Below are 20,143 nucleotides of genomic sequence, written 5' to 3'. Positions count from 1 at the left end.
TTCTCTCCCCTATCAATGCTAATCTATGCGCATCTTGTTTATCATTAAAGCGGTCGAGATGGAGTATTTTGATGATGCGCGCCGAATGCCGACATGACTCTTACTGAACTCAAATATATCGTCGCCGTCGCTCGTGAGCGGCATTTTGGCCGTGCAGCGGAAGCCTGTTTCGTCAGTCAGCCGACCTTGAGCGTGGCGGTGCGCAAGCTGGAAGAGGAACTTGGGGTGACCTTGTTCGAACGCGGCGCGAGCGAGATGTCGCTGACCCCTCTTGGCGAGCAGGTCGTGGCCCAGGCACATCGCGTGCTGGAGGAGGCGGAAGGGGTCAAGCGCGTCGCTTCGCAGAGCAAGGACCAGTTGGCGGGGCCGTTGCGCCTGGGCGCCATTTACACCATCGGGCCTTATCTCCTGCCTGGGCTGATTCCGATTCTGCGCGAACGGGCGCCCAGGATGCCGTTGCTGATCCAGGAAAAATACACCCACAAGTTGGCTGATCTTCTCAGGCGCGGCGAGCTGGATCTGGTGGTGTTGTCGCTCCCTTTTTCTGAACCCGGTATTGTCACCCAGGCCGTTTATGACGAGCCGTTTCGCATCGTTCTGCCGAGTGGGCATGCCTGGCTGAAAAACAAGGAAATCCCCTCCGCCTGGGTGGAAGAGGAGGACGTGCTGCTTCTGACCAGCGGCAACTGCTTTCGCGACCAGGTGCTACAAGCCTGCCCGATGCTCAACCGTGGCAGCAACAATATCCAGAAAACGCTGGAAGGCAGCTCTCTGGAAACCATTCGCTACATGGTGGCTTCCGGGGTGGGCATTACCGTGCTGCCTTCGACCTCGGCGGATTCAATCCCCGATCATAACAGTCTGCTTGCCGTGCGCCCGTTTACTGCCCCCGTCCCCAGTCGTCGCGTGGCGCTGGCGTGGCGCAAGAGTTTTCCTCGTCCACAGGCGGTAGAGGCGGTGTATCAGGCGATTCTTGCCTGCAATCTGCCGGGCGTGGGCAAGCTGGACGAGCGCGCTGTGGTGTCGTAAGTGGAGTCAGGACTTGGGGTGAGCACTACAAAGGCGGCTGATTTTCTACTCTCCTCCGCTTGGCATAGTTAATAGCTATCGCTTATATCGTAACAATCAATTAGACCTATTTGCTATCTTTCTCTACCATGCGAATCGTGTACTCAACGCACGATGATTAAAACTCTAAAGGAGAAACCAGATGCAAGCACCTACCACGATCCAGAATATTGAAGCTGCCTTTGCCGGCGAATCGATGGCTCACACCAAGTACATGTTCTTTGCAAAAGTCTGCCGCGCTGCAGGCGATGTCGAGACCGCCAAGGTGTTCGAGGAAACCGCTGCCCAGGAAGTGCAGCACGCGTTGGGACATCTTGACCTGCTCTACCCAGCCGGTACCATGACGCCCGCCAAGTGTCTGGAAATGGCGATTGCCGGTGAGACGCACGAATACACCGAAATGTACCCTTCCTTCCGCCATACCGCAGTGGAAGAAGGCAACCAGGCTGCCGTGGCTGAAATCGATGAGCAGATCGCCGAATCCAGGGAACATGCCCACCAGTTCAGGGTCACTCTGGAAAAAGCCGCCAAGCGCTTTGCGGCATTGGCCAAGGTGGAAGAGAAGCACGCCAACCACTACCGCGATACGCTGGCCCTTTTGAAGTGAAATAACAAGCGAAGCGAAATAAGCTGGCGAAGTGAAATAACCCGATTATTTAATGATTATTTAGGAGCTGAAAATGAAAGTATGGAAATGTATCGTATGTGGCTATGTTTACGATGAAACTGCAGGTGATCCCAAGGAAGGAATTCCTGCCGGCACGCGCTGGGCAGATGTGCCGGAGAGCTGGGCCTGTCCTGAGTGCGGCGTAGCCAAGGCCGACTTCGAGATGGTGGAGATCTGATCATGAACCAGCCGCCCGTGGTCATTATCGGCAGCGGGCTTGCGGGCTACACCGTGGCCCGCGAGTTCCGCAAGCTGGACGGCGAGGCAGCCCTGGTGATGCTTTCTTCGGATCACGGCGGTTTCTATTCCAAACCCATGCTCTCGAATGCATTTGCCCAGAAGAAGGATGCCGATGCGTTGCTGGGCAAAAGTGTCGACCAGATGGCGCAGGAGCTTAAGTTGGAGATCCGTGCACATGCCAAGGTGACGGCTATCGATGTTACGAAGAAGCAGGTGACGGTGAATGGCGAAACCGTACCCTACAGCAAACTGGTACTGGCCATGGGTGCCGATCCCATCCGTCTGCCGCTGCAGGGCGATGGGGCGGATGCGATGTTGTCGGTGAATGATCATGGCGACTACCGGCGTTTTCGCGAGGCCATAGCTGGGAAGAAGAATATCGCCATACTCGGTGCCGGGCTGATCGGCTGCGAGTTTGCCAATGATCTAGTCGGGGCCGGTTACAGCGTGCATGTCATCGATCTTGCCCCGCAACTGCTTGGGCGTTTGTTGCCGCCGGCATCTGCGGCATTCATCCAGCGCAAGCTGGAAGCGGCGGGAGTCGTATTCCATCTCGGCACGACCACCCAGCAGGTGGAGCGCGCCGGGGAAGGTTTACGCATGACGCTGGCCAACGGCGAAACCCTGGTGGCTGATGTAGTGTTGTCGGCTGTCGGGTTGCGGCCGCGGATCGCACTGGCCGAAGCGGCGGGGATCAAGGTCAATCGCGGCATCGTGGTGAATGCTACCTTGCAGACCAGTGATGAGCATGTCTACGCTCTGGGTGATTGTGCGGAAGTGGAGGGCCGGGTGCTGCCTTTCGTCATGCCGATCATGCAGGCGGCGCGCGCCTTGGCGCCAACCCTGGCCAGCAACGCGACCCCGGTGCGCTACCCGGCCATGCCGGTGGTGGTGAAGACGCCGGCCTGCCCGGCAGTGGTGTCGCCGCCGGAGTTGGGCGCACAGGGCGAATGGCAAGTCGAGGAAGTGGACGATGGCGTCAGGGCATTGTTCCGCAGTGCGGAAGGAAAGCTGCTCGGTTTCGCGCTGCTGGGCACCGTGACGACGGAAAAGAATGCACTCGCTGCGCAATTGCCGCCGGTGATGGAATAGTATTTGTCAGGCGTAAAAAAACCCGAGGCAGTTATTCTCGGGTTTTTTTACGCCTGATTGGATTAGAGCTTCTGGTGGCTGCCGTCGCAGGTTACGCCGCTGGCACTATGCTTGCAGCCGCAAAAGTAAACCGTGCCCGATTTTTCCGCCTTGTGCTCGACAGGAGCGAAATTGCTGCCCTTGTGGCTGCCATCGCAAAACGGCTGGGTCGCGCTTTTTCCGCAGGAACACCACCAGTAACTCTTGCCGGCTTCCACTTCCACGGCGAAGGGAGATTTTTGGGCGATAACGGGTTGCTTGTCTGACATTGTGAATCTCCTGGTTAATAACAAAGTTAATGACTTCCGGGAAACCCGGTATTTTTAGTCCTTGGTGGCTTCGACCTGGATGACGATTTTAACTTCGTCGCCCACTGCCGGTACATATTTTGTAATTCCGAACTCGGAACGCTTGATCGTGGTGGTGGCGTTGGCGCCGCAGGTGGGTTTCTTGTTCATCGGGTGAGGCGCGCAGCGGAAATGGTCAATCACCAGGTTCACTGGCTTGGTCACGCCGTGCATAGTGAAGTCGCCATTGGCGCCGATCAGCTTGTCGCCCTCAAATTTAAGACTTTTCGAGGTGAAGGTGATGGTCGGGTATTTGGCGACATCGAAGAAATCCTCGCCCTGAAGATGTTTTTCCAATTCGGCCAGACCGGTGTCGATCGAGGCGGTATCGATGGTCACGTCTATGCTGCCGGACTTGGCGGAAGTGTCGAGGGTGATCTTGCCGGCGGAGTTGTTGAAGCGGCCGCGCTGGATGGAGAAGCCGAGGTGGCTGACTTCAAAGCTGGGGAAAGTGTGGCGCGAGTCGATGGTGTAGCTGTCGGCGGCAAAGGCGGACACGTTCAGGGTGCTGGTAAGGGCCAAGGCGATCAGGGTTTTGTTCATGATGGTTCTCCGGTTGGGGTGGTGTTATTTCAAGACAAAATGAAACTTGACCAGGACTTCGTCGGCGACCACCGAGGTGTCGCTCCACACGCCGGAGCCGATGCCGTAGTCGAGGCGTTTCAGCGGAAAGGTTCCGTCCAGGATCAGGACGCCTTTTTCTTGTTTGAGGGTAAATGGTGCGCGCGTTTCCATTGTTTTCCCCTTGAGGGTCATCTTGCCGGCAGCTTCGAAGCTGCCGCCGCCGAGCGCCTTGACCGTGCTGGAGACAAAGCTGGCTTTGGGAAATTCGCGGGTATTGAACCAGGTCTTGCCTTTGATCTCGTCGTTCGCCTCGGCGCTGCCGGCGTCGATGCTGGCAAGGTCAATCTCGATCCGGGCGCGACCGGCTTCGGGCCTGGACGGATCGATGTTGATTTGTGCGCTGAATTTTTTGAAATCGCCTTCGACCGGCACGTTCATCTGTCTGGAAACGAAAGCGATGGTGCTTTGGTCGAACTGCACAACACTCAGTTCGGCGCCATAGGCGAAACTCGAAGAGAGCAGACTCAGGATGGCAAGCAGGCGGATCATCGGGTGTTCTCCTTGTCGAGGAAAGGCAGCATTCGGGCAAGGATGCCGTCGCGGTCGATGAAATGGTGCTTGAGCGCGGCGCCGACGTGGGCGATAACCAGCCCCAGCATCCCGTAGTTCAGCAGTTCATGCACTTCCTTGAGAATGTCTCCCAGCGCCTTGTCCTTGCCGATCAGATCGGGCAGCGGCAGCACGCCGAAATACACGGTCTGGAAACCCTTGGCCGAACTCATCAGCCATCCGCTGAGTGGAATTGCGATGATCAGCAGATACAGCAAGTGATGCACTGCGTGCGTGGCGGTTCGTTGCCAGGCGAGCATGGTCTCTGGTAATGGCGGTGGCGTGTGTTTCGCACGCCATGCCAGGCGTGCCACAGCGAGCAGGAAAATGGTGACGCCCAGCCATTTGTGATAGCTGATCAATTGGAGTTTGAGCGGCGATAGTTCCAGGTCGCTCATGTACAGGCCGATCGGGAAGGCGGCGAAAATCAGGAAAGCGATCAGCCAGTGCAGGCGAATGGCGGTAAAGGTGTAACGTGCAGAGGTTGTCATGATGTTGCCTTTATGTTGTTGCGTGCGCTGACCAGCGCCTCGCGCAAGTGGTGCAGGGATTTTTCCAGATTGACCAGTTCATCCGGCGGGAGTTCGACGAAAGCGCGCTGCAAATGAGCCAGATGATCGGGGAAGATGCGCTCGAACAGGGCGACGCCCTGCGGGGTCAACTGTACGGTCTGGCTGCGGCCATCGCTCAGGGACGCCACGCGCTGCACCAGCTTTTTGTCAGTCAGACGGTCAACCACGCCGGTGAGCGTCCCCTTGGTAATCAGCGTTTTTTCGCCCAGTTCCTTGAACGGCATGCCCGGCGTATTGCCGAGCGTGGCGATGATGTCGAACTGGGCCGGGGTCAGGTCGAGGGTGCGGATATGCACTGCCGAATAGGCCTCGAAGGCCTGATAGGCGCTGGTCAACTCGCGTAGGGTTGGCAGAAATGGAGTGGTAGTCATGGTCGATATAAAGTTCTAGTTAGGATTATTATTGTTCTAATTAGAACCATTGTCAAGCTTGTATTTGTAGTTTTTATCCGTCATGGGCGGCAATACGGATTGAATTATTCTGCATGACGGGAGTCTATGTTTTACAAGTAAGAAGATAAGGAGGTGAATCATGCAATCGAAAGCCCATACCGGTGCGTCCATTGGCTCCTGTTCTGATGACGATGTTTGTGTTCCCTTGACCTGTGATCTCTGTAAGGCCGAAATTCCACAAAGTGCGGCGCTGACTTTTGAAGGTGCTGACTACTCCGCCCATTTCTGTGGCCTGGGATGTATGGAAACATGGAAGTTGAGCCAACCCGCGAAGGATTCCCAGCCTACAGTCTAAATTTAATGAAAAATCAACCGGAACGGAAAAAACTGGTTGATTATATCTGTATTGGCGTATATAGTCGCCACATGATAAACACCAATGATTTTTTCGATGCGCTTTCCGACGAAACCCGTCGTCGCCTTCTGGCGCTGCTGGTAGGCGATGATGAACTGTGCGTGTGCGAGCTTTGTTACGCTCTCGATTTGCCCCAGCCCAAGGTGTCGCGCCACTTGGCGGTGATGCGCGAGAGCGGCGTGCTGTCGGTGCGCAGGGAAGGGTTGTGGGTCTATTACCGCATCCACCCTCTGTTGCCTGCATGGGCTTACAGGATACTCGACCAGATGGGTCAAGGTTGCGCTGCGTTGGAGATTTTTCAGGACGACCGCAAGCGCCTGAAAGAAATGCCCAATCGCCCCGTACGCTGCTGCGCCTGAAAAAATTTTGTTTCTGTACATCTGAATTGATAAATATATGAGTGCGCGTATGTTCTCCTGCTTCCGGGGTTGTGATTGATGAGAGCTCAATGCGAAATCACGGCCAGGAAAGCTGCTGGCGCGGAACTGGGTTTTTTCGAGCGCTGGCTGACACTGTGGGTGTTTCTGTCCATCGTGGCGGGCATTGCGCTGGGGCAGCTTGCGCCCGCACCCGTTCAAATTCTTGGCAAGCTGGAAGTGGCCCAGGTCAACTTGCCGGTGGGCCTGCTGATCTGGCTGATGATTATTCCGATGCTGATGAAGATCGATTTTTCGGCGCTGAATCAGGTCAAGAAACACTGGCGCGGCATCGGTGTCACCCTGTTCATCAACTGGGGCGTGAAGCCATTTTCCATGGCGCTTCTAGCCTGGTTGTTCATTCGTGTAGCCTTTGCCTCCTGGCTGCCGGCTGAGCAGATCGACAGTTACATCGCCGGGTTGATTCTGCTGGCCGCTGCCCCCTGCACGGCCATGGTGTTCGTGTGGAGCAGTCTATCCAAGGGCGACCCGCTGTTTACCCTTTCGCAGGTGGCTCTCAACGACACCATCATGGTGTTCGCTTTCGCGCCCATCGTCGGCCTGCTGCTGGGCGTCGCCTCAATAACGGTGCCGTGGGATACCCTGTTGTTGTCGGTGGTGATGTATATCGTCATTCCGCTGGCTATTGCCCAATCCCTGCGCCGGGTGTTGCTTGTCAGAGGTGCGCTGGACATTGTTCTTGCCTGGCTCCACCCGGTTGGCATCCTGGCTCTGCTCGCCACCCTGGTACTGTTGTTCGCCTTCCAGGGCAAGGCCATTCTCGCTCAGCCTCTGATCATTCTTCTGCTGGCAGTACCGATCCTGATCCAGGTGTATTTCAATTCCATGCTCGCCTACTGGCTTAACCGAACCGTGGGGGAGGCCCATAGCGTGGCTGGCCCATCTGCACTGATCGGTGCCAGCAATTTCTTCGAACTGGCGGTGGCGGCGGCAATTTCAATTTACGGTTTCGAGTCGGGGGCAGCACTGGCTACAGTGGTTGGGGTGCTGATTGAAGTGCCGGTGATGCTGTCGGTAGTGCGCATCGTGAATGGCTCCAAAACCTGGTACGAAAGGGGTGCGCAATCATGATTCTCCTGTTGACCTTGCCCTGTCCGCCTGTGCAGCAGGAGGTTGTTGGCAGCGACTGTTGCGGTGGAGGCAAGCGTGTTTGAAGCATTGGCTGACTGGCTGATCTACGACTTGGCGGCGCTGAAGGATACCCCCTTCGGCGATGCGGCCCATTTCTTCGTGATGGACGTCACTAAGATCCTGTTTTTGCTGACGCTGGTGATCTACCTGATGGGTCTGCTGCGCGCCTTGCTCAAGCCCGAAACCGTGCGCGAATTCATTCGCAACCGGGGCAACGTCACCAGCCGCTTCATGGCGGTGGGGCTGGGTGCGGTGACGCCTTTCTGCTCCTGCTCCTCAGTGCCGCTATTCATCGGCTTCGTCGAGGCCGGTATTCCGCTCGGGGTGACTCTGTCCTTTCTGATTGCCAGCCCGATGGTGAACGAGGTGGCGGTGGTGGTGCTGGCCTCCATCATCGGCTGGAAAATGACGGTGATTTACGTAGTCACCGGTCTGGCAGTAGCGCTGGTCGGCGGCTTCGTGCTGGAGCGCTTCAAGCCGGAAAAGTGGGTGGAAGAGTATGTCTGGAAAATCCACATGGGGCAGTTGCCTTCGGTAGCGGAAGACCTCTCCCTGAAAGCGCGCCATGAATACGCCATGGGACAGGTTCGGGAGATCGTCGGCCGCATCTGGAAGTTCGTCCTGATCGGCGTCGGCATCGGTTCTCTGATGCACGGCTACGTGCCCAAGGATTTTATAGTCGGCATCGCCGGCAGCGGCAGCCTGCTGTCGGTGATCGGCGCGGTGCTGGCCGGGGTGCCGCTGTATTCCGACGCGGTCGGCATCATCCCCGTCGCCGAGGTGCTGCTGGCCAAAGGCGTGCCGCTGGGCACGGTGCTGGCTTTCATGATGGCCGTGGTGGCGCTGTCCCTGCCGGAGATGCTGATCCTGCGCAAGGTAGTGAAATGGCCGCTGCTGGCACTGTTCGCCGGATACCTCGCGACCGCTTTCGTGATTGTCGGGATGTTGTTTAATCAGATAGGAGTATTAAAATGAGTACGGAATTGCATCCATCCATCGTGGCCCTGGTTTCACTGGCGGCGAACATCGCCGCCAACCACCCCAAACAGGGTTTGTGTCAGATCGACAAGCTGAAGCAGTATGGCGTGGCGCAGGAGCAGATCGACGCGGTGGTTGAAATCGCCCGCCACATCCGCGACGAGGCAGGGGATTCGCTGGACACCAGCTTCGATGAAGCGTGCCGGAAGGAAGGCGCCAAGGCGAAATTGTCCGCAATTCCGATCTCGGAAGGTGCCTGCTGCACGCCGACAGCCAGCGGGAAGTCGTGTTGCTAAAGAAAGGAAACTGAAATGCACGACGTGAAGCATGACGAAATCCGTCAGGCGGTGCGCGAGAGCTATGGCGCGGTGGCTCGCGCCGATTCCGGCTGCGGCTGTGGGCCGGCTTGCTGCACCCCGGCTGAATTGCCGGCTGCAGACATCCTGTCGCGTGGCATTGGCTATAGTGAAAGTGAAGTGGGTGCGGTACCGGAAGGTGCTAACCTCGGGCTGGGTTGCGGCAATCCCCAGGCCATCGCCGCGCTGAAACCCGGCGAAACCGTGCTGGACCTGGGCAGCGGGGCGGGTTTCGACTGCTTTCTCGCGGCACGCCAGGTGGGTGACAGCGGCTTGGTCATAGGTGTGGATATGACGCCGGATATGCTGTCCAAGGCTCGCGCCAACGCGGCCAAGGGAGGCTACGCCAACACCGAATTCCGCCTCGGCGAGATTGAACATCTGCCGGTGGCCGATGCCACGGTGGACGTGATCATTTCCAACTGCGTGATCAACCTCTCGCCGGACAAGGCGCAGGTGTTCCGCGATGCCTTCCGGGTGCTGAAGTGTGGTGGCCGCCTGGCGATTTCAGATATCGTCATCACCGCGCCGCTGCCGGAAGAAGCGCGCCGCGACTTGGCCCTGTACACCGGCTGTATCGCCGGTGCGGCGGCTGCGGAGGAAATCGAGCAGATGCTGGCGGCGGCAGGTTTTGCAGATATCCGCATTGAAGCCAAGGATGCCAGCCGCGAGTTTATACGGCAGTGGGCGCCGGGGCGGGGAGTGGAAGACTATGTCTGCTCGGCCAGCATCGAGGCGGTCAAGCCCGGATGATCATGCTATTCCAGACAGGAGTGCGAACCATGCAAAAAATAACCGAAGTTTTCTGGAGTATTTTGGTAATTATGCTACTCGTAGTTTCCGCCCCGCTTCGCGCCCAGGGCGCTGGAGAGCCGCCCCAGGCGGCAGAGCAGCGCGAGCTGATTTACTGCGCCGACAAGATGACTCACGAGGAACGCGAAGCCTATCGTGCTAGTATGCGCGCCGCGCGGACGCCTGAGGAAAAGGCGGCGTTGCGCCAGGCTCATCAGCAGGAAATGCAGGCAAGAGCACGGCAGAGCGGCGGTGATGCGGAACAGTGCATACCCTTGCGCCTGCGCCAGCGTGGAGGCAGAAGCCAATGAAAACCTCCACATCCAACCTGCTACTCGGGCTGCTGGCGACGACGGTTGCCCTGTTGGCGGGATGCTCCTCTTCCAGTTCCAATGCACCCACAACAGGCGACCCGGTGCGCGGCGAGAAGGTTCATGCGGTGTGCCTGGATTGCCATGGTACGGGGGTGTATGCGTCGCCGGAGCGCAAGATCAAATCGCTAAAGGCATTACGCAATGAAGTGGCGCGCTGGGGCGACTATTACAGCCCGGCGCTGTCCGAGCAGGATAACGAGGATGTCGTCGTTTACCTCAACACGAACTTTTATAAATTTTGATCGTTGACCCAAGCGTTTTAATTAATCTATCGGAGGAATGCTGAAATGAAGAACATCAAGGTATTGGGCACAGGCTGTGCCAACTGCAACGCAACCATGAAGCTGATCGAGGAAACCGCCAAGGCCAAAGGCGTCGAAATCCAGCTGGAGAAAGTGGAGGACATGGCGGCCATCCTGGGCTACGGCGTGATGTCGACGCCGGGCGTGGTGATCGACGGCAAGGTGGTGCATGCCGGCGGTGTGCCGTCCAAGGGGGCAGTGGAAGGCTGGGTAGGCGGTGCCGAGTCCTGCTGCGGCTGTTGCGGCAAGGAGTAAGCGCTGTGACTAAAACTGTATTGATTCTGTGCACTGGCAACTCCTGCCGTAGCCAGATGGCTGAAGCCATTGTCAATCACGACCTCGGCCCGCAAGTGCGGGCGCTTTCCGCCGGCACCCGGCCCCAGCCCAAGGTGGCGGACGGCGCTATCGCGGCATTGGAGCTGGGTGGTCTGCCTACCGGGGAGCTTTACCCCAAGGACGTGGACGCGGTGATGAAAGAGGCGATCGACCTGGTGGTGACGGTGTGCGACAACGCCAGAGAAGCCTGCCCGGTTTTCCCCAGGGCTATCCCGGCGATACACATGCCATTCCACGACCCTCACGGCGAGCCACTGGAAAGTTTTGTCAAAGTGCGGGACGAGATTCGGGCGAAGCTGATTCCAGAATTGAAGCAGCGTTTTTCCATTGAGAATTTACAGCACGTGGACTGACTGTCTCAGTTGTGCCAAAGTTCCGGACATTCACGGATCACTAGTTAATGTCTGGTTTTACAGGCAAAGAGCGACTCCAAGCCCCTCTGAAAATGTGTTGATCTTTTCACTGCACAGGACTTGGGTTTGTCAGAGCCGTTTACTCAGCAACCCCAGAAGGTTTCCAAACCGTCGATGTATCTCAACCCCTCCAATGCTTGCAGGTATCGGCAGGCGGCAAAGGTGCTAGACCCAAGTGGGGTCAAGGAACACATTAATAATGGTGGAAAGCTAGAAAACTTGCTGATAACAAATAATGAATAATGATTTCAGCCCCAATGCCATAACCTATGCCACAATAATCAGAACTAGAGCATAGGCTATCGTCATGGCACTACGATTCAGGAAATCAATAAAGCTCGCCCCTGGACTCCGCATGAATTTAAGCGGTAGTGGAGTTAGTTGGTCACTAGGACCAAGAGGTGCTTCCATTGGCATTGGCAAGCGAGGGACTTACCTCAATACAGGCATACCTGGCACAGGTTTCTTTGCAAGAGAAAAATTATCGGGTGGTGCTTCTAGTTCCACTCGCTCCTTCCCAAACTCTACTCCATCAGCTACAACCGCCGTTACCTTGACTGTCTCTATTGATGAGGATGGGGTTCTGACCTTCAAGGATACACAAGGCAATCTAGTCCCTGAATGGCAGATAGATGCTGCCAAGAAGCAGCAGGGCGACAAAATCAAGGCTCTCATACAGGATACATGTGACAAGTTGAACGAGCAGGTTGAAGCTCTTGGAAAAATCCATGAATTCACCTCGCCACCAAAGCCACATAGTTTTGAGCCAAAGCCTTTCACAGAACCCATACCGATACAACCTACCCTAAAGGTGGCGGGATTCTTCTGTCGGTGGTTCAAGTCATGTGTTGCCAAAGTTGAAGCTGCGAATAAAAGAGCGAAAGACCAATACACCGCAGCCCTACAAGCATGGAATCAAAAAAAAGCGGCACACGAAGCAGCCAATGAAACCGAGAAGTCATTCTTGGATAGGTTGAATGCGGGTGATGTGGAAACCGTTGAGCAATACTTTGGAGCTGTATTGCAAGACATCGCTTGGCCGAAGGAAACACTAGTTACTTTTGAAATCCCCAAGCAAGGTGTTCTAGTCGTAGATGTGGATTTGCCTGAGATTGAGGATATACCAAACAAAACGGCATCCGTTCCACAACGAGGCTATAAGCTGTCAGTCAAGGAAATGGGACCTACACAGGTTCAGAAGCTGTACATGCGGCATGTGCATGCCATAGGCTTTAGGATTGCAGGAGAAGCCTTTGCAGCTTCACCAAACATAGAGCAAGTGGTCCTTTCCACTTACTCTCAAAGACCCGACAAGGCTACAGGTCAGATTGGTGATGAATATCTATATTCAGTGAAGATTACTCGTGATGAGTGGCATTCCATCAACTTTGAGAACCTTGAACAACTTGATGTTGTTGAAGCTTTGACGAGATTTGAGTTGCGGCGAGACATGACGAAAACGGGAGTGTTCAAGCCGATTCAGCCATTTGATATTGGAGATACGGCATGAGATTTATTGTTCTTGGCTTGGCTTTAGCTGTTTCGGCTCCTGCTTTTGCCAAGAAGCCACCAACAGTTCAACTCAACTGCATAAAGCTTTCCGACTACAAGACAGAAGCAGAGAGAAAGTATCTTGATAAGGCTTCAGGTGGCGGAGATATCTATACCGTGGATATCACCTTCATTGGGAAGAAACCCGACAACAAAACCACAGACAAGGTTCTGAGAGGGTGTATTGATGTTGCAGTAAAGATGGATAGCAACAAAGACATTCTCGGTAATGCTTGGTTCAGGAAGAAAGCAGGGGCGAATCCATATGACGATGACCAGATCAACCTATATGGTGGAATGAAATACATTAGCTACAAAGCGGCAACAAAGAAAGTTGAGGTTAACGATCTTCTTCCGCTTAAGAAGAAGTAATCTTATATCCAGTCCTCCAGTCACCAGCCCGACCTTATTCGCCAATACTCTCACTGGCGGAGAGGATGGCCGTCTTGAGAGCCTCATAGTCGCGTGTTACGGGAAATTGGGGAAACTCTCGTACCACGTTGTCCGGTGGGCAGAACAGAATGCCTGCGTGAGCTTCGGAGAGCATCGCGGTGTCATTGTAGGAATCGCCGGCAGCGATGGTCCTATAATTTAGCGCCTTGAAGGCCTTTACCGATTCGCGCTTCTGGTCCGGCATGCGCAGGTGGTAATTTACCAGCATGCCGTTTCCGTCCGCTTCCAGACGATGGCAGAACAGAGTGGGCCAGCCGAGATGTTTCATAAGGGGCATGGCAAATTCGTAGAAGGTATCGGAAAGAATCACCACCTGGAAGCGGGGGCGCAACCACTCCACGAACTCGCACGCGCCCGGCAGGGGGTCCAGACCTGAGATCACATCCTGGATGTCGTGCAGGCCCAGCTTCTTCTCCGCCAAAATGCCAAGACGGTATTTCATTAGCTTATCGTAATCCGGCTCGTCGCGGGTGGTGCGGCGCAGTTCTGGAATGCCGGTGCGTTCGGCGAAGGCGATCCATATCTCGGGAATAAGGACACCTTCAAGGTCAAGACAAACGATTTGCATGGCAAAGGCACTCCCTCAGGTTGGACTAAATTAGCCGCTATTTTAAAGGAAAAAGCGATCAAGCAGGCCGTTTCCATTGCATTGGCCAAGGCTGGAAAAAATCGCAATACGTTGCCGCGCGGGTGAGCGCCTGCTAAGTCTGAGTGGCTATACTCCGGGTCAAATCAGATTGACCTCTACAGCTTAAGCGGACATCAAGAAGCAAATGACAGCTGCGGGTCGAACTCGCCAGTCGGCACATAGTCTGGTTTTGATGGGTGATTGTTGTTTGTGGACGAGCAGGACGAAAAGCCCTGAAAACGCTAAAATGGCTTATCGCCTATCCGAAAGTCATCGTGAATCTCATCCCCGAAATCAAGCCCGGTCAATCCATCGAACTGCTCAAAGAGCTGCATATCTTAACGCGGGATGGCAAGCTCAATCAGGACAGCCGGCGCAAGCTGAAACAGGTTTATCACTTGTTTAACTTCATCGAGCCATTGCTGAAAGAAGTGCTGGCCGGAAAGGAAAGCCTGACCTTGGCCGACCATGGCGCGGGAAAGTCCTACCTGGGCTTCATTCTTTACGACCTGTTCTTCAAGGAGCTGGAAGCCGGGCATATCTACGGCATCGAAACCCGCGAGGAACTGGTTACGAAATCCCGCGAGCTGGCCGAACGATTGGGTTTCGGGCGCATGACCTTCCTCAACCTGTCGGTGGAAGCTTCGACAGCCTCCGCTGAGTTGCCGGAACAAATCGACGTGGTGACGGCGCTGCACGCCTGCGACACGGCGACGGATGATGCGATCCGGTTCGCCCTGCAGAAGCAAGCCAAATTCATCGTGCTGGTGCCTTGTTGTCAGGCGGAGCTGGCTGCGGTGCTACGCAAGCACAAGAACGACTCGTTCTCGAAAACACCCCTGTCCGAGATCTGGCGCCACCCCATCCACACACGGGAATTCGGCAGCCTCATCACCAATGTCCTGCGCTGCCTGCTACTTGAATCCCACGGCTATCAGTTGACGGTGACCGAGTTGGTCGGCTGGGAACATTCCATGAAAAATGAGCTGATCATCGCCAGCTTCAAGGACGCACCGAGAAAGAATGCCCAGGACCGGCTGGAGCAGATTCTGCAAGAGCTGAATCTGGAAGAAATGAGGAGTCGTTTTGCTTATTGAGGGTCGTAAGGGGTAAATGAAACATCCTTCACCCAAGCCGGTTCAGAACGGGTCATCATCTGGATCGCCGCGCGGCTGACCAGGGGTAAAGTCATATGAGCGCAGCACACCATCACGATCATCATCATGAGCATCACCATGCCCACGGCGAAACTGCGGGCCGGCTGATGTGGTTTGCCGTGGCGCTGACGCTGGTATTCGCCGGGGTGGAGGCGGGCGTGGGCTGGTGGGCCGGTTCGCTGGCGCTGGTGGCGGATGCCGGGCACATGGTCAACGATGCCGGGGCGCTGGTGATAGCCGCCGCCGCAAGCTGGGTCAGCCGTCGGCCTGTCTCGCGGCTCCATAGTTACGGCTTGGGAAGGGCGGAGTTTCTCGCCGCCCTGATCAACAGCCTGGGCTTGCTGGTGCTGGTAGCGTGGATTTCGGTTTCCGCAGTGCAGCGCTGGCATACGCCTCAGCCCGTGCAGGGCGAGGCGGTCTCACTCACCGCCGCGCTGGGTTTGCTGATCAATATCGGGGTGGCGTGGCTGCTCTTCCGGGGAGAACAAAATCTCAATACCCGCGCCGCGCTGCTGCATGTCATGGGCGATCTGCTGGGTTCGGTGGCGGCGCTGATCGCCGGGGTGGTGATCGTATTCACCGGTTGGACGCCCATCGATCCGCTGTTGTCGCTGGCCATCGGCGCGCTGATCCTGGTATCCAGCCTGCGTCTGCTGCGCCAGGCGCTGCACGGGATCATGGAAGGCGTGCCGCTGCATTTGTCGCTGGAAGAAATCGGACAGGAGATGGCCTGTGTTCCCGGCGTGATATCGGTGCATGACCTGCATGTGTGGAGCGTCGCTTCGGATAAAGTCATGCTTAGTGCGCATTTGACCGTTGCGGATCTGGCGAGCTGGGAAGGCATGCTGGCAGATAGCCGCAAGCTGCTGCATGAGCGTTTCGGCATTGATCATGTCACGCTGCAACCTGAGCCTGCGGTGCAGATAATCAGCTGGGTATCCAGGGAACGGGAATGATTCCTCATGTAGCAAGGAGCGACATGCTGCTAGCCTGAAGCATCCTCCCTTGTCCGCCGTTTGATGAACAGTTCCTGCCGCGCCGCGCGGCTGATGGCGACCACTGCCGGGTGGGTGAGCTTGCGCTCCACCGAGATAGCGTAGAACTGCTCGATCACTTCTTCTGTCGCGCCGATACTGACGACTTCGTGCTGTCGAATCACCTGTTCCGCAATTGCAGTAGGGGCGGCGAAGATGCCTACCCCGGCCTGACCGAAGGCTGTCATCAGCGCGCCATCGTCGAATTCGCCGGTGATACGCGGACGAACCCGCTGGTCGCTGAACCAGCGCGTCAGTCTGGATCGCACCGCGACATCAGCCCCCGGCAGGAGCACTGGCGCGCCATTCAGGCATTGCGGGAACGACCCCGGGTGCTGCTGCGTCAGTTCTGCCGTGGCGAAGAAGGTGAGACCGCATTCTCCGAGCAGGTGGCTGAAGCCCCGCACATCCACCGTGCGCGGCATGGGACTGTCGGCGATCACGATGTCGAGACGGTGCACTGCCAGTTCTGCCAGCAGGTCGGCAACTTTGCCTTCCCGGCAGATGATGCGCGGCGGTTGCTCAACCTGCATCGCCGGCTCCAGCAGTTGATAGGCGACGGCCTTGGGTACCGCATCGGTGACGCCCACCCTGAATTGCAGGGGTCGGTCGGTGGGTTGGTGGTGCAAGGTCTCTTCCAGTTCCTGGCCGAGCGAAAAGATTTCGTCAGCGTAACTCAGTACCATCCGGCCTGTCTCGGTCAACTCGAACTGCCGACCGGTGCGGTTGAACAGCGCTTCGCCCAGCACTCCCTCGAACAGGCTCAACTGGCCGCTGATAGTTTGTGGCGTCAGGTGCAGTCGCTCGCTGGCGCGGGTCACGCTGCCGGCCTTGGCAACAGCCCAGAAATAGTGAAGATGCTTGTAGTTCAGTGTGCCCATGTGCCATCCAGTTCGTAATTCTCGAATGATATATCAATTATAATCGACTTTATGGAATGTATTAGGGTCGCTATAATTTATGCTGTTACTAACAGAAGGAGGAAAGCACCATGAGCCCGATCCATTCCATCAATCAGGCGCAAGCCCTGCCGGCCCTTGCCACCAACAAGATGATTCGCAACACCTACATGCTGCTGTCGATGACGCTGCTGTTCAGCGCGCTGACCGCAGGGGCGGCGGTGGCGATGAATCTGCCCCATCCGGGCATGATCATCACCCTGATCGGCTATTTCGGTCTGCTGTTCCTTACCACCAAGTTCCGTGACAGCACGCTCGGGCTGGCGTTCGTGTTCGCCCTTACCGGCTTCATGGGCTACACCCTGGGGCCGATTGTCAGCCACTATCTGGGCCTGCCCAACGGCGGACAGATCGTGATGACCGCAATGGGGCTCACCGGCGCGATCTTCCTTGGGCTCTCCGGCTACGCGCTGGCTAGCCGCAAGGATTTCAGCTTCATGGGCGGCTTTCTCATGGTCGGCATCCTGGTCGGTTTTCTGGCTGGACTGGGGGCGATGTTCTTTGAACTGCCCGGTCTGTCACTGGCGGTTTCGGCGATTTTCGTGCTGCTCATGTCCGGGCTGATCCTGTACGAAACCAGCAATATCATTCACGGCGGCGAGACCAACTACATCATGGCCACGGTCACGCTGTTCGTGTCCATCTTTAACCTGTTCACCAGCCTGCTGCATCTGCTGGGTTTCATGAATAGCAATGAATAACCGCCCATGCTGAAAATGATCGAAAAGTTGTTCGAAAGCACCCTCTGGAACGGGCGCTTTGTGGTCGTGGTGGCGGTGGTGGCGAGCATGGCCGCTGCTACCGCGATTTTTTACATGGCCACGGTGGACGTGGTGTATCTGGTCAGCCACATGCTGCATTACGCCGACCCCGTTCTGACCGATGAGGCGCGCAAGCTTCTCCACGACCAAACCATCACCCATGTGGTGGAGGTGGTGGACGGCTACCTGCTCGCCACCTTCATGCTGATTTTTGCACTCGGCATGTATGAATTGTTCGTCAGCGACATCGACCAGGCGCATGGCAGCAAGACCTCCAGCAAGATCCTGGTGATCGAGAGTCTGGATGACCTCAAGGCGCGTCTGGCCAAGGTGATCCTGATGATTCTGATCGTCACCCTGTTCGAGGAAGCGCTGAACATGAAGATATCGACCCCGCTCGACCTCATGTATCTCGGTGGGGCCATCGCCCTGATCGGCGCAGCACTGTTCCTGACCCACAAGGCCGAATCGCACAGCAAAGAAACCGAACACCCTGGAGACTGAATCATGAAGCGTATTATTCTTTTTCTTGCCACCAATATGGCTATCGTTCTGGTGCTTTCGATCACCATGCGGGTGTTGGGGGTGGAGCCTTATCTCACCGAAGCGGGGCTGAACTTGAGCTCCTTGCTGATTTTCGCCGCCGTGATGGGCATGGGTGGTTCCTTCATCTCGCTCGCCATTTCCAAATGGACCGCCAAGCGCATGACGGGTGCGCGGGTGATCGAGACTCCCGAAACGCCGGGCGAAGTCTGGTTGGTTGAAACCGTGCGGCGGCAGGCTCAGATCGCCGGTATCGGCATGCCTGAAGTGGCAATTTTCGACTCGCCCGACGTCAACGCTTTTGCCACTGGAATGAACAAGAACAATGCCCTGGTGGCCGTTTCGACCGGCCTGTTGCAGGCCATGACCAAGCCTGAGGCGGAAGCGGTGCTGGGCCACGAAGTCTCCCACGTTGCCAACGGCGACATGGTGACGCTGGCGCTGATCCAGGGTGTGGTCAACACCTTCGTGATGTTCCTGTCCCGCGTCATTGGCTACCTGGTGGACAAGGTGGTGTTCAAGACCGAGCGGGGCACCGGCCCGGCGTTCTTCGTTACCATGATTATCGCCGAGATGGTGCTGGGCATCCTCGCCTCGATCATCGTCATGTGGTTTTCTCGCCGGCGCGAGTTCATCGCCGACTCGGGCGGCGCGGCACTGGCCGGGAAGGGCGCCATGATCGCCGCGCTGGAGCGACTCAAGGCTCAGCACGAACCGGCACCGTTGCCTGAAAAAATGGCCGCCTTCGGGATTTCCGGTGGGTTCGGTTCGGGCTTGAAGCGCCTGTTCATGACTCATCCGCCGCTGGAAGAGCGTATTGAGATGCTGAAGCGGCTGCGTCCTTAACGGGGAATTGCCGGATTTAGCATATACTCCAGCATCTTCCCAACCGCGGTCGGATCGCGCTCAGTGCGCAACGTCCGGTGTAAAGCCTCCGCTTCCGGGTAGGCGACACGCATCATTCCCAGCCATTGCTTGAGCCGTCCCGGCGCGTGCCTTGGGTCCATCCTGGCGCACAGCTGATCATAGAAATCGATGATCCAGGGCAGCAGTTCCGGCCAGTGCATGGCCTCATCCCCGGTTTTGATGCGGCGCATCAGATCCGGGCGAACAATGGCGCCGCGCCCGATCATCACGTCGGTGCAGCCGCTGACCTGGCGTATTTTTCCCCAGTCCTGCGGCGTCCACACCTCGCCGTTCGCTACCACCGGCAGCTTCACGGCTTCGCGGATATGGGCGAGCCATTCCCATCGCGCGGGCGGGCGGTAGCGGTCGGTCTTGGTACGGGCGTGGACGGTGAGCTCGTCGGCGCCGCCCGCTTCGATGGCGCGGGCGCAATCCAGCGTCAGCGAGGTGTCTTCCAGGCCGAGTCGCATCTTGGCGGTGACGGGAACGTGTTTCGGCACGGCGCGGCGAGTGGCGGCCACGATGGCGTGGATTTGCTCCGGATACTGAAGCAGAACTGCACCGCCGCCATGACTATTAACTTTGGGGGCGGGGCAGCCGAAGTTGAGGTCGATACCCGGTGCGCCCAGGCTGGCGATGAATGCGGCGTTTTCGGCGAGGCAAACCGGGTCGCTCCCCAGCAGTTGCACTCGCACCGGCACACCGGCCCGCGTACATCCACCGCTGGCTAGTTCCGGCACGGTGCGTAGGAGCATTTTCTCGGTGAGCAAATGGTTGGTGACCCGCACGAATTCGGCCACGCACAAGTCGATGCCGCCCAGGCGCGTCAATATGTCGCGTAGGCTATGGTCGGCAAGGCCCTCCATGGGGGCGAGAATCAGGCGCATGGTCTTTTTAGCGGTTGAGGGACGCGTATTTTAGAAGAATTGCGGATGGGTTGCTGGAAGTATTTTGATTTTATTGAGACACCCAAATACGATGACATCGTTTGCCCTGTAGTAGGCCGGAGGCCGTTATGGAGCTTGTT

The 20,143-nt window shown here is 56.8% G+C and carries 29 protein-coding genes; 21 read left to right on the top strand and 8 right to left on the bottom strand.

All coding sequences use genetic code 11. From position 1 onward, the window contains the following. Window positions 1-93 precede the first annotated feature (93 nt). The 4 genes from SCD_RS10720 to SCD_RS10705 all read left to right on the top strand — a co-directional run bounded on the left by SCD_RS10720 (window position 94) and on the right by SCD_RS10705 (window position 3,067). Window positions 94-1,029, top strand: coding sequence for a hydrogen peroxide-inducible genes activator (locus SCD_RS10720; RefSeq protein WP_009205172.1), 936 nt, complete (start codon window positions 94-96; stop codon window positions 1,027-1,029). A gap of 181 nt (window positions 1,030-1,210) precedes the next feature. Continuing rightward, entirely contained in the window at window positions 1,211-1,675 is a 465-nt protein-coding gene (locus SCD_RS10715; protein ID WP_009205171.1) for a rubrerythrin family protein, read from the top strand. A 73-nt stretch (window positions 1,676-1,748) separates the two neighbouring features. Then, window positions 1,749-1,913 carry a rubredoxin gene (locus tag SCD_RS10710; RefSeq protein WP_009205170.1) on the top strand — a complete coding sequence of 55 codons (165 nt, stop codon included), beginning with the start codon at window positions 1,749-1,751 and terminating at the stop codon, window positions 1,911-1,913. A gap of 2 nt (window positions 1,914-1,915) precedes the next feature. After that, window positions 1,916-3,067 (top strand): NAD(P)/FAD-dependent oxidoreductase, encoded by a 1,152-nt coding sequence (locus tag SCD_RS10705; RefSeq protein WP_009205169.1) that lies wholly within the window; start codon window positions 1,916-1,918, stop codon window positions 3,065-3,067. Window positions 3,068-3,129: 62 nt separating this feature from the next. Here the strand turns inward: SCD_RS10705 and SCD_RS10700 are convergent, their stop codons facing one another. From SCD_RS10700 to SCD_RS10680, 5 genes are read right to left on the bottom strand one after another with little or no spacing between them, the layout of a single operon-like run. Continuing rightward, on the bottom strand, window positions 3,130-3,375 hold the full coding sequence (locus tag SCD_RS10700) for a CDGSH iron-sulfur domain-containing protein (protein ID WP_009205168.1): 246 nt from the start codon (window positions 3,373-3,375) through the stop codon (window positions 3,130-3,132). A 54-nt stretch (window positions 3,376-3,429) separates the two neighbouring features. Then, window positions 3,430-3,996: a YceI family protein gene (locus tag SCD_RS10695; RefSeq protein ID WP_009205167.1), complete on the bottom strand. Its 567-nt coding sequence runs from the start codon at window positions 3,994-3,996 to the stop codon at window positions 3,430-3,432. Between the two features lie 24 nt (window positions 3,997-4,020). Further along, on the bottom strand, window positions 4,021-4,566 hold the full coding sequence (locus tag SCD_RS10690) for a YceI family protein (protein ID WP_009205166.1): 546 nt from the start codon (window positions 4,564-4,566) through the stop codon (window positions 4,021-4,023). Further along, entirely contained in the window at window positions 4,563-5,117 is a 555-nt protein-coding gene (locus SCD_RS10685; RefSeq protein ID WP_009205165.1) for a cytochrome b, read from the bottom strand. Before SCD_RS10685 ends, SCD_RS10690 begins: the two co-directional genes overlap by 4 nt. After that, complete coding sequence (locus SCD_RS10680; protein ID WP_009205164.1) at window positions 5,114-5,569, bottom strand: MarR family winged helix-turn-helix transcriptional regulator; 456 nt, start codon at window positions 5,567-5,569, stop codon at window positions 5,114-5,116. Before SCD_RS10680 ends, SCD_RS10685 begins: the two co-directional genes overlap by 4 nt. Window positions 5,570-5,729: 160 nt before the next feature. Here SCD_RS10680 and SCD_RS16180 point away from each other — a divergent pair, with 160 nt between their 5' ends. The 12 genes from SCD_RS16180 (at window position 5,730) to SCD_RS10625 (ending at window position 13,047) form a co-directional block, all read left to right on the top strand. Then, complete coding sequence (locus SCD_RS16180) at window positions 5,730-5,945, top strand: DUF3330 domain-containing protein (protein ID WP_009205163.1); 216 nt, start codon at window positions 5,730-5,732, stop codon at window positions 5,943-5,945. A 71-nt stretch (window positions 5,946-6,016) separates the two neighbouring features. Next, complete coding sequence (locus tag SCD_RS10675; RefSeq protein ID WP_023506958.1) at window positions 6,017-6,364, top strand: metalloregulator ArsR/SmtB family transcription factor; 348 nt, start codon at window positions 6,017-6,019, stop codon at window positions 6,362-6,364. A gap of 78 nt (window positions 6,365-6,442) precedes the next feature. Continuing rightward, the gene (arsB, locus tag SCD_RS10670; protein ID WP_009205161.1) at window positions 6,443-7,513 is read left to right on the top strand and encodes an ACR3 family arsenite efflux transporter; all 1,071 of its coding nucleotides are present in this window, start codon (window positions 6,443-6,445) and stop codon (window positions 7,511-7,513) included. A 45-nt stretch (window positions 7,514-7,558) separates the two neighbouring features. Continuing rightward, window positions 7,559-8,548, top strand: a complete 990-nt coding sequence (locus SCD_RS10665) for a permease (protein WP_009205160.1) — start codon at window positions 7,559-7,561, stop codon at window positions 8,546-8,548. Then, on the top strand, window positions 8,545-8,847 hold the full coding sequence (locus SCD_RS10660; protein WP_009205159.1) for a hypothetical protein: 303 nt from the start codon (window positions 8,545-8,547) through the stop codon (window positions 8,845-8,847). Before SCD_RS10665 ends, SCD_RS10660 begins: the two co-directional genes overlap by 4 nt. Before the next feature lie 15 nt (window positions 8,848-8,862). Further along, window positions 8,863-9,660, top strand: coding sequence for an arsenite methyltransferase (locus SCD_RS10655; RefSeq protein ID WP_009205158.1), 798 nt, complete (start codon window positions 8,863-8,865; stop codon window positions 9,658-9,660). Between the two features lie 29 nt (window positions 9,661-9,689). After that, a complete protein-coding gene (locus SCD_RS10650) occupies window positions 9,690-10,010 on the top strand; it encodes a hypothetical protein (RefSeq protein ID WP_023506955.1) in 321 nt (106 codons plus the stop codon). Further along, entirely contained in the window at window positions 10,007-10,315 is a 309-nt protein-coding gene (locus SCD_RS10645) for a c-type cytochrome (RefSeq protein WP_009205156.1), read from the top strand. The genes SCD_RS10650 and SCD_RS10645 overlap by 4 nt, the downstream gene beginning before the upstream one ends. A 45-nt stretch (window positions 10,316-10,360) precedes the next feature. Beyond that, the gene (locus SCD_RS10640) at window positions 10,361-10,630 is read left to right on the top strand and encodes a thioredoxin family protein (protein ID WP_009205155.1); all 270 of its coding nucleotides are present in this window, start codon (window positions 10,361-10,363) and stop codon (window positions 10,628-10,630) included. 5 nt (window positions 10,631-10,635) lie between these two features. Beyond that, the gene (locus SCD_RS10635; RefSeq protein ID WP_009205154.1) at window positions 10,636-11,064 is read left to right on the top strand and encodes an arsenate reductase ArsC; all 429 of its coding nucleotides are present in this window, start codon (window positions 10,636-10,638) and stop codon (window positions 11,062-11,064) included. 415 nt (window positions 11,065-11,479) lie between these two features. Further along, window positions 11,480-12,634: a DUF4236 domain-containing protein gene (locus tag SCD_RS10630; RefSeq protein WP_009205153.1), complete on the top strand. Its 1,155-nt coding sequence runs from the start codon at window positions 11,480-11,482 to the stop codon at window positions 12,632-12,634. Continuing rightward, entirely contained in the window at window positions 12,631-13,047 is a 417-nt protein-coding gene (locus SCD_RS10625) for a hypothetical protein (protein WP_009205152.1), read from the top strand. The genes SCD_RS10630 and SCD_RS10625 overlap by 4 nt, the downstream gene beginning before the upstream one ends. Before the next feature lie 34 nt (window positions 13,048-13,081). Here the strand turns inward: SCD_RS10625 and thrH are convergent, their stop codons facing one another. Further along, entirely contained in the window at window positions 13,082-13,696 is a 615-nt protein-coding gene (thrH, locus tag SCD_RS10620) for a bifunctional phosphoserine phosphatase/homoserine phosphotransferase ThrH (protein WP_009205151.1), read from the bottom strand. 335 nt (window positions 13,697-14,031) lie between these two features. Here thrH and SCD_RS10615 point away from each other — a divergent pair, with 335 nt between their 5' ends. Beyond that, window positions 14,032-14,853: a class I SAM-dependent methyltransferase gene (locus SCD_RS10615; RefSeq protein WP_023506951.1), complete on the top strand. Its 822-nt coding sequence runs from the start codon at window positions 14,032-14,034 to the stop codon at window positions 14,851-14,853. A gap of 95 nt (window positions 14,854-14,948) precedes the next feature. Further along, entirely contained in the window at window positions 14,949-15,869 is a 921-nt protein-coding gene (locus tag SCD_RS10610; RefSeq protein WP_009205149.1) for a cation diffusion facilitator family transporter, read from the top strand. Window positions 15,870-15,898: 29 nt separating this feature from the next. Here SCD_RS10610 and nhaR read toward each other — a convergent pair whose 3' ends face one another. Beyond that, window positions 15,899-16,828 (bottom strand): transcriptional activator NhaR, encoded by a 930-nt coding sequence (gene nhaR / locus SCD_RS10605; RefSeq protein ID WP_009205148.1) that lies wholly within the window; start codon window positions 16,826-16,828, stop codon window positions 15,899-15,901. 110 nt (window positions 16,829-16,938) lie between these two features. Between nhaR and SCD_RS10600 the strand changes: the two genes are divergently transcribed. The 3 genes from SCD_RS10600 to htpX are packed head-to-tail and all read left to right on the top strand — an operon-like array spanning window position 16,939 to window position 19,056. Further along, entirely contained in the window at window positions 16,939-17,607 is a 669-nt protein-coding gene (locus SCD_RS10600; RefSeq protein ID WP_009205147.1) for a Bax inhibitor-1/YccA family protein, read from the top strand. Window positions 17,608-17,613: 6 nt separating this feature from the next. Next, entirely contained in the window at window positions 17,614-18,171 is a 558-nt protein-coding gene (locus SCD_RS10595; RefSeq protein WP_009205146.1) for a YqhA family protein, read from the top strand. Between the two features lie 3 nt (window positions 18,172-18,174). Further along, window positions 18,175-19,056 carry a protease HtpX gene (gene htpX, locus SCD_RS10590; RefSeq protein ID WP_009205145.1) on the top strand — a complete coding sequence of 294 codons (882 nt, stop codon included), beginning with the start codon at window positions 18,175-18,177 and terminating at the stop codon, window positions 19,054-19,056. Here htpX and SCD_RS10585 read toward each other — a convergent pair. Then, entirely contained in the window at window positions 19,053-20,003 is a 951-nt protein-coding gene (locus SCD_RS10585) for a tRNA dihydrouridine synthase (protein WP_009205144.1), read from the bottom strand. The genes htpX and SCD_RS10585 overlap by 4 nt on opposite strands. Window positions 20,004-20,143 lie beyond the last annotated feature (140 nt).

It is taken from the genome of Sulfuricella denitrificans skB26 (assembly GCF_000297055.2).
In the GTDB taxonomy this organism is placed as follows: Bacteria; Pseudomonadota; Gammaproteobacteria; order Burkholderiales; family Sulfuricellaceae; genus Sulfuricella; species Sulfuricella denitrificans.
The sequence above is the reverse complement of the archived record's forward strand: the minus strand, read 5'-3'. Positions and strand labels throughout refer to the sequence as shown.